Source organism: Mesorhizobium escarrei, assembly GCF_935825525.1.
Taxonomy (GTDB): Bacteria; Pseudomonadota; Alphaproteobacteria; order Rhizobiales; family Rhizobiaceae; genus Mesorhizobium; species Mesorhizobium escarrei.
This window is the reverse complement of sequence record NZ_CAKXZT010000057.1, coordinates 44,486-51,954: the sequence shown is the minus strand read 5'-3', so window position 1 is coordinate 51,954 and position 7,469 is coordinate 44,486. Positions and strand designations below refer to the sequence as shown.

Genomic DNA, 7,469 nt, shown 5'->3' with positions numbered 1-7,469 from the left:
CATGCCTGGCGCACGACAAAAAAGGCGGCCGAAGCCGCCTTTTCCAAAACATGATTGTTGAAGACGCTTATTCGGCGGCAGCGGCTTCCTCGGCCTTAGCGGCCTCGTCGGCGGCCTTCTTCTCGGCGGCGTCCTGCGCAGCCTTCTCGGCGGCTAGCGCCTGGGCGGCGGCCACCTTCTCGGCCTCGATGCGGGCCTTTTCGGCGTTCAGCGCATCGCGCTCATCATCGTTCAGCTTGCGGGCGCGCACGCCGGTGTTTTCCGAAATGCGGGCCGACTTGCCGCGGCGATCGCGCAGGTAATAGAGCTTGGCGCGGCGCACCTTGCCGCGGCGCACGATCTCGACGCCTTCGACCATCGGCGAAAAGACCGGGAACACGCGCTCCACACCTTCGCCATAGGAAATCTTGCGAACGGTGAAATTCTCCTGGAAACCGGCGCCGGCGCGGGCGATGACGACGCCCTCATAAGCCTGGACGCGGGTGCGGGTGCCTTCGGTCACGCGGACCTGGACGCGCACGGTGTCGCCGGGCTGGAATTCGGGAAGCTTGCGCTTGGCTTCGATCTTGGCGGCCTGTTCGGCCTCGAGCTGACGGAGGATATCCATCTCAAAAATCCACTTCTTGTTCTTCCGACAGTCAGAGCGTCCGACACTCGCCTTGCAGTACCATTGACCGCTCGGCTATGCCCTTTATTCGAGACCGTCTGGGTTCGAGAACATCGGGCAGGGGCGACTACACCGCCATTGTTGACGGGTCCGGCAGTTGTTCTTGCCAGTACGGCGCGCACATACAGCTATTTCGGCGCTTTGTCACGCCTTCGCCGTGTCTTTTTTGGTCGTTGGCCGGCACTGCAATCTTTCAGCTCGGAGGTTGCGTCGAAGGGCCAAGCTTTTTAAGCCGGGTAGAACGTGACTTTCCTCCGGCGGCAACACCTCTATGCCAGTTCTCGATGCGGCCCTGCTCTTTTTTGCGGGCTTTCTCTCAGGTGCCGTCAACGCCATAGCCGGCGGCGGGACGTTCATAACCTTCGGCGCCATGTCGCTGGTCGGCTTGCCGCCGATCGTCGCCAATGCCACCTCGTCGCTGACGCAGTTTCCCGGCTACATCACCTCGACGCTCGCCTACTGGTCCGACATCAAGCATTTTTGGCGCACAGCGTTGCTGCTCGGCCTTATCTCGGCTCTTGGCGCGCTGGCCGGTGCGCTCATCCTTCTGGCGCTCGAACAATCCGTCGTTCCGCGTCCTGGTGCCCTGGCTGCTGCTGGCGGCAACCGCGCTGTTCGCCGCCGGGCCGTGGCTGAAGCCGGCACCCAAGCCGGGCCGTGAGGCCGCGGTGGGTTCGCTGGTCGGCTCCCTGGCGCAGTTCGCCACCGCCGTTTATGGCGGCTTCTTCGGCGCCGGCATGGGCGTCATGATGCTGGCGACGCTCGGCCTCACCCAGGCCGGCGACTATCACCGCCTCAACGCGCTGAAGAACCTGCTGGCCGTGGTCATCGCGGCAGTAGCCATCCTGGTCTTCGTCTCCGGCGACGTCATCGCCTGGCGGCAGGCGATCGTCATGATACCGGGCGGCGCGCTGGGCGCCTATGCCGGCGTCTGGATCGCCAAGCGCGTGCCGCAAATTGCCGTGCGCGGCTTCGTCGTCGGGGTCGGCATGTTCCTGGCTTTTTACTATTTCACCAAGGGGTGAGCAACTCGACCATGATCCCGAACCGAAGGTCACCGCAGCAAAAAGTGGGACCCGGTTTTCGGAAATGATCATGGTCAAGCAGAAAGATGGAGCCCCATCCCGATTCTATCGGGATGGATCAGGCTCCAACAGGTCCGGCCGCCGCTCTTTCGTCAATCTTTCCGACTCGGCGCGTCGCCATGCGGCGATCTTCTGGTGATTGCCCGAGGTGAGGACCTCGGGGATTTGCCGACCCTCGAATTCCTGCGGCCGCGTGTAGTGCGGATGTTCGAGCAGGCCGTTTTCAAAGCTCTCCTGATCGCCCGACACCACGTTGCCCATCACGCCGGGCAACAGCCGCACCACGGCATCGAGCAGCACCAGCGCTGCCGGCTCGCCGCCGGAAAGGATGAAGTCGCCGATCGAGACCTCCTCAAGTCCCCGCGCCTCGATCACCCGCTGGTCGACGCCTTCGAAGCGTCCGCAGACGATGACGACACCGGGCCCGGCGGCCAGTTCGCGCACACGCACCTGCGTCAGCGGTTTTCCACGCGGACTCATCAGCAGCCGCGGCCGCGGATCACCCGCCGGCGAGATATGGTCGATCCCCTTGGCCAAAACGTCGGCCCGCATCACCATGCCAGCGCCGCCGCCGGCCGGCGTGTCGTCGACGGTGCGATGGCGATCGCTGGCGAAATCGCGGATCTGGATTGCTTCCAGCGACCATGTGCCGGCCTCCAGCGCCCTGCCGGCCAGCGACACGCCGAGCGCGCCGGGAAACATCTCCGGATAGAGCGTCAGCACCGAGGCGGAAAAACTCACCGGTTGCCCCCGGCGTCCTTCGGCCCGCGCGGCCTGCCCTTCGGGTCGAAACCATCGCGGCCGGGTTCGTCGCCGTCTTCGTCATCGGTCAAGCCCGCCGCCGCTGGATCGATGCGGACGAAGCCGTCTTTGATCGACACGTCAGGAACGGCGGCCTGCGTGAACGGGATCAGCACGCCTTTGCGCCCCGCCAATGTCACGTCGAGAATGTCGCCGCCGCCGAAATTATGCACGGCGACGACCTCGCCGATGTCAGCACCGGTATCGTCCCGGACCGCCAACCCGACGAGATCGGCATGATAGAATTCGTCCTCTTCGCCATCGTCCGGCAGCACCGAGCGGTCGACGAACAATTCCGTGCCGGCGAGCGCCTCGGCGGCGTTGCGGTCGCTGATCCCCTTGATGCGCACCACCACCACGGTGTTGGCCGGCCTGATGTCAACGATATGGAAGGCGCGGCCGTCCCTGGCATAGAGCGGCCCGTAGTCGGCCAGCGCCAGCGGATCGCCGGTAAAGGTTTTCACGCGCAATTCGCCCTTGATGCCGTGGGCGGCGCCGATCACGGCCATCTGGACAGGGTTTTGCGGTTTGGTCATCGGTGGAAAAATCCTCTGCCTTGCTCTAGCTCCACCCTCTTATCATTTCAATGACGCAGCTCTTCACCGCTTCCTAACCCGGCTGCCGGAAGATGGCCCGGGATTGGAAGAACGGAATATTCGGAAGAGCGCATGCAGGAATTCCTTATCCCGGCCAAACCAGACCTTCAGGCGGCCCGCGAAAGCTGGCTGAAGATGCTGGCGCGCGAGCGCCGACTGTCGCCGGAAACCGTGGAAGCCTATGAGCGCGACACGCGCCAGTTCCTGCACTTCCTGACCGGCCATTGCGGCGGTTCGCCCGGCATTTCGGATATCGCCGATCTGCGCCCGGCCGATCTGCGTGGCTTTCTCGCCGCCCGCCGCGCCGGAGGCGCCGGCGCCCGCACGCTCGGGCGGGGGCTGGCCGGCATCCGCTCGCTGCTGCGCTATCTGGAGCGGCGCGGCCTCGTCAATGCGGCGGGTGCTGCGGCACTGCGCGCGCCACGGCAGCCGAAGTCGCTGCCCAAGCCGCTGACGGCCAGCGATGCGAAACACGTCGTGTCGGTGGAAGGTCAGCTGGCGGAGGAGCCGTGGATCGCCGCCCGCAACGCCGCCGTGCTGACGCTGCTCTACGGCTCGGGCCTGCGCATTTCCGAGGCGCTCGGCCTGTCCGGCGCCGATCTGTCGTCGCCTGATGAAACGGTGCTGCGCGTCACCGGCAAGGGCGGCAAGACGCGGCTGGTGCCGGTGCTGCCGATCGCACTGCGGGCGATCGCCCAATACCGGCGGCTCTGCCCCTATCATCTCGATCCCAAGGGCCTGCTGTTTCGCGGCGCCCGCGGCGGGCCGCTTAACCCGGCCATTGTCCAGCGCGACATGGCCAAGCTGCGCTCGGCGCTCAATCTGCCGGACACCGCCACGCCGCATGCGTTGCGCCATTCCTTCGCCACACATCTGCTTGGGCGCGGCGGCGACCTGCGCACCATCCAGGAACTATTGGGCCACGCCAGCCTGTCGACGACGCAGATCTACACCGGCGTCGACACCGCGAGGCTGCTCGAAATCTATGAAACGGCCCATCCGCGGGCATAACCGACGCATGATTTCGCAAAGTTGCAGCCAGCATATGAGCCGTGGACCAAGTCCGAGACAATTTTGCCGCGCCGGTTAACCGTTTCGCCGTTCTTTGTCTCTAAAAAGCGAGCCATGAAACGCGTCATCGCCATAGCCGAGCGCACGGCCTTTGCTTCGTTGAAGCTGCTCGTCGCGCTGAACGTCCTGTTTTTCCTCTCTTTCATGGTCATCGCGCTGCTCGCCGCCGGCAAGGCGCGCGCTGAAACCCCGGTCTGCGCCGGCGCCGACATGTTGTCGGCCTTGCAAAAGGACGACCCGGCCGCCTACCGCAAGATCGAGACGGAAGCGGCCGCGACACCGAACGGCAAGGGCCTGTTGTGGAAACTGGAAAAGGCGGGCGAAAGACCGTCCTTCCTGTTCGGCACCATGCACATGACCGACCCGCGCGTGACCACGCTGCCGCCCGCCGCGCAAAAGGCCTTTGACGCCGCCGACACTGTCGTCATCGAGACCACGGAGGTGCTCGATAAGCAGAAGATGATGGCGGCGTTCCTGAAAGAGCCGGAGCTGATGATGTTCACCGACAGCACCACGCTGTCATCGCTGCTGTCGCCGGACGATGCGGCGGCGGCGAACAAGGCGCTCGACGCGCGCGGCATTCCACCGGCGAGCGTTGCCAAGATGAAGCCGTGGATGCTGTCGACCATGGTCGCGCTCCCGGCCTGTGAACTGGCCCGCCAGACCGGCGGCACGCCGGTGCTCGACATCAAGCTAGCAGAGGACGCCAAAGCCTCAGGCAAGGCGGTCGATGGGTTGGAGACCGTCGCCGACCAGCTTCGCGCCATGGCCTCACTGCCGCTCGCTTTTCACATGAAGGGCCTCGTCGACACGCTGAAGCTCGGCAACAGGGTGAACGACGTCAACGAGACCATGATCGTGCTTTACCAGCGCGGCGACATCGGCATGCTCTGGCCGCTGTTTCGTGCCGTCCTTCCCGGCGGCGAAGACGATTCGGCGGGCTATGCCGCCTTCGAAGAAACCATGATCACCCGCCGCAACAAGGTGATGATCGACCATGCCAGGCCGATCCTCGCCAAGGGCAACGCGTTCATGGCAGTAGGCGCCTTGCACCTCCCGGGCGCGGAGGGCCTGGTCGAGGATTTCCGCAAGGCCGGCTACACTGTCACTGCCGTCGACTAGTTGCACGGTTGAGTTGCGGGCCCGGCAAGGCGTGATTCGGGGCGATGCCTTCCCGAATCACGGGAGGCTTGTCCCAGCACAGGACGGTCGAAAGGTTTAATTTGGCTCGATCGCTGCGAGTTTTGTGAGTAAAGTGCTTGCAGACAAACGATTCCCAGCGAAGAATGCCCTGTTTTCGGCGTTTTCGATCCCTAGCGTGAAACCTGTTCAACGATTGCGCGTTGATGTGTGTTGATTGATACTTTTCATCCACGGAGGACACTTTTATGGCGAATCCAAACGACCCGTACACCACTCCGACACCCCCTCCCAGGTCGGGTGGCGGCAGCACCGGCTGGCTGATTGCCCTGGTTGTCGTTGTTCTGGCTATTGTCGCTTACTATGTTTTTGGAACAAGCGGTGAGGCGCCAGCGCCTGCTGAACCGCCGGCTGCAACCACGCCGGCCCCGGCACCAGCGCCCACTGAACCGACGCCTGCTCCGGCACCTGCAGAGCCTGCTCCGGCCCCGGCACCTGCAGAGCCCGCGCCTGCTCCGGCGCCAGCACCTGCTCCGGCACCTGCAGAGCCAGCACCTGCTCCGGCGCCCGCACCAGCCCCGCAGTGATCGGCTGCTGACTTCAAATACGAACGGCCCGCTGAAAAGCGGGCCGTTTTGCTTTGAGCCGCCAAATGGATGCCGGCGGTGAGGAGTGCCTACATATGGATCGGCTTGAAGAAGGTCGCCAGCGCCGCTTCCTTCACAGCTTCCGACATCGTCGGATGGGCGTGGCAGGTGCGGGCAAGATCTTCCGACGAGCCGCCGAACTCCATCAGCACCGCCGCCTCGTGGATCATCTCGCCGGCGCCGAAGCCGACGATGTGGACGCCGAGCACGCGGTCGCTCTGCTTGTCAGCCAGGATCTTCACGAAGCCGTCGGTGTGCAGCATGGCGCGCGCCCGGCCATTGGCGCTGAACGGAAACTTGCCGGCCTTGTAGTCGATGCCGGCCGCCTTCAGCTCTTCCTCCGTCTTGCCGACCGAGGCGATTTCCGGACTGGTGTAGACGACGTTCGGGATCACCCCGTAATTCACATGGCCGGCCTGGCCGGCAATGATCTCGGCCACCGCCACGCCCTCGTCCTCGGCCTTGTGGGCGAGCATCGGCCCGGCGATGACGTCGCCGATGGCGTAGATGCCGGGGATATTGGCGGTGAGATGGCCGTCGGTCTTGACCCGGCCGCGCTCGTCGACCTCGACCCCGGCCTCCTTCAGCCCGAGACTGTCCGAATAGGCCCGGCGTCCCGTCGCAATCAGCACCGCGTCCGCCTCGATGGTCTCGGCCGCACCGCCCTTGACCGGCTCGAAGGTGACGGTGGCGCCCTTCTTGGCCTTGGCGACGCCGGTCACCTTGGCGCCAAGCCTGAATTCTATGCCTTGCTTGGACAGCATGCGCTGGAACTGTTTGGCGACCTCGCCGTCCATGCCGCCCAGTATGGTGTCGAGGAACTCGACGACGGTCACCTTGGCGCCGAGCCGCGCCCATACCGAGCCGAGCTCCAGGCCGATGACGCCGCCGCCGACCACCACCAGGTGGCCCGGCACCTTGCCCAGCGACAACGCGCCGGTCGACGACATGATCACCTTCTCGTCGATGTCGACCTTGACGCCGGGAATGCCGGCGACGTCGGAGCCGGTGGCGATGACGATGTTCTTGGTCTCGATCTCCTCGACCTTGCCGTCCTCGCCGGTCACCGACACTCTTCCGGCGGACAGGACCTTGCCGGTGCCGCGAAAGCTGTCGATCTTGTTCTTCTTGAACAGAAAGGCGACGCCGTTGACGTTGGACGCCACTGTCGCGTCCTTGTGCGCCATCATCTTTTGCAGGTTTAGCTTTGGCGCGCTGATTTCGACGCCCAACGTATCGAAGGAATGGCCGGCCTCAGAAAATATCTCGGAGGCATGCAGCAGCGCCTTGGACGGGATGCAGCCGATATTGAGGCAGGTGCCGCCGAAGGTCGGGTTCTTCTCGACCACCGCCGTTTTCAGGCCGAGCTGTGCCGCCTTGATGGCGCAGACATAGCCGCCTGGTCCCGATCCGATGATAACGACGTCATAAGCCATGATTTGTCCTTCTGGTCTGGCACTCA

The 7,469-nt window shown here is 64.4% G+C and carries 7 protein-coding genes and 1 pseudogene; 3 read left to right on the top strand and 5 right to left on the bottom strand.

Annotated features, from left to right (window positions below):
- Positions 1–67 precede the first annotated feature (67 nt).
- A complete protein-coding gene (rplS, locus tag NMG80_RS04480) occupies positions 68–607 on the bottom strand; it encodes a 50S ribosomal protein L19 (RefSeq protein ID WP_077380901.1) in 540 nt (179 codons plus the stop codon).
- A 331-nt stretch (positions 608–938) separates the two neighbouring features.
- Here rplS and NMG80_RS04475 point away from each other — a divergent pair.
- Positions 939–1,692 (top strand): annotated as a pseudogene (locus NMG80_RS04475) (sulfite exporter TauE/SafE family protein).
- 105 nt (positions 1,693–1,797) lie between these two features.
- Here NMG80_RS04475 and trmD read toward each other — a convergent pair.
- Both trmD and rimM read right to left on the bottom strand, forming a co-directional pair.
- Entirely contained in the window at positions 1,798–2,493 is a 696-nt protein-coding gene (gene trmD, locus NMG80_RS04470) for a tRNA (guanosine(37)-N1)-methyltransferase TrmD (protein WP_254017018.1), read from the bottom strand.
- Complete coding sequence (gene rimM, locus NMG80_RS04465; RefSeq protein ID WP_254017017.1) at positions 2,490–3,089, bottom strand: ribosome maturation factor RimM; 600 nt, start codon at positions 3,087–3,089, stop codon at positions 2,490–2,492. Before rimM ends, trmD begins: the two co-directional genes overlap by 4 nt.
- Before the next feature lie 132 nt (positions 3,090–3,221).
- Here rimM and NMG80_RS04460 point away from each other — a divergent pair, with 132 nt between their 5' ends.
- Positions 3,222–4,160, top strand: coding sequence for a tyrosine recombinase XerC (locus NMG80_RS04460; RefSeq protein WP_254017016.1), 939 nt, complete (start codon positions 3,222–3,224; stop codon positions 4,158–4,160).
- Positions 4,161–4,274: 114 nt separating this feature from the next.
- Positions 4,275–5,342 (top strand): TraB/GumN family protein, encoded by a 1,068-nt coding sequence (locus tag NMG80_RS04455; protein ID WP_254017015.1) that lies wholly within the window; start codon positions 4,275–4,277, stop codon positions 5,340–5,342.
- A 366-nt stretch (positions 5,343–5,708) separates the two neighbouring features.
- Here NMG80_RS04455 and NMG80_RS04450 read toward each other — a convergent pair whose 3' ends face one another.
- Together NMG80_RS04450 and lpdA are read right to left on the bottom strand one after the other, a co-directional pair.
- Entirely contained in the window at positions 5,709–5,915 is a 207-nt protein-coding gene (locus NMG80_RS04450; RefSeq protein ID WP_254017014.1) for a hypothetical protein, read from the bottom strand.
- A gap of 121 nt (positions 5,916–6,036) precedes the next feature.
- Positions 6,037–7,443, bottom strand: a complete 1,407-nt coding sequence (lpdA, locus tag NMG80_RS04445) for a dihydrolipoyl dehydrogenase (protein ID WP_254017013.1) — start codon at positions 7,441–7,443, stop codon at positions 6,037–6,039.
- Between the last annotated feature and the right edge of the window lie 26 nt (positions 7,444–7,469).